The sequence below is a fragment of the Bacillus sp. VT 712 genome (genome assembly GCF_001614195.1).
Classification (GTDB): Bacteria; Bacillota; Bacilli; order Bacillales; family Bacillaceae_H; genus Priestia; species Priestia flexa.
On sequence record NZ_LWBK01000115.1, the window covers coordinates 1 to 490 of the forward strand.

A 490-nucleotide genomic window follows, 5' to 3' on the forward strand; every position below is an offset into this window, starting at 1 on the left:
TAAGCGCCCGTAGCTCAATTGGATAGAGCGTTTGACTACGGATCAAAAGGTTAGGGGTTCGACTCCTCTCGGGCGCGCCATAAACGGGAAGTAGCTCAGCTTGGTAGAGCACTTGGTTTGGGACCAAGGGGTCGCAGGTTCGAATCCTGTCTTCCCGACCATTTCTGGGGCCTTAGCTCAGCTGGGAGAGCGCCTGCCTTGCACGCAGGAGGTCAGCGGTTCGATCCCGCTAGGCTCCACCAATTGAACTTTGAAAACTGAACAAAGCGACAAACGTCAACGTTAATTTTTTTAAACTTTTATGAGCAAGTCAAACATTTCTTCGGAGAGTTTGATCCTGGCTCAGGATGAACGCTGGCGGCGTGCCTAATACATGCAAGTCGAGCGAACTGATTAGAAGCTTGCTTCTATGACGTTAGCGGCGGACGGGTGAGTAACACGTGGGCAACCTGCCTGTAAGACTGGGATAACTCCGGGAAACCGGAGCTAA

General features: G+C 51.8%; 3 tRNA genes and 1 rRNA gene. All 4 read left to right on the plus strand.

The features are described from left to right. Window positions 1–3: 3 nt before the first annotated feature. A tRNA-Arg gene (locus tag A2U94_RS20295) sits at window positions 4–80 on the plus strand. Window positions 81–84: 4 nt separating this feature from the next. Then, window positions 85–161, plus strand: a tRNA-Pro gene (locus A2U94_RS20300). 5 nt (window positions 162–166) lie between these two features. Next, window positions 167–242, plus strand: a tRNA-Ala gene (locus tag A2U94_RS20305). A 77-nt stretch (window positions 243–319) separates the two neighbouring features. After that, a 16S ribosomal RNA gene (locus A2U94_RS20310) occupies window positions 320–490 on the plus strand; the annotation flags it as partial.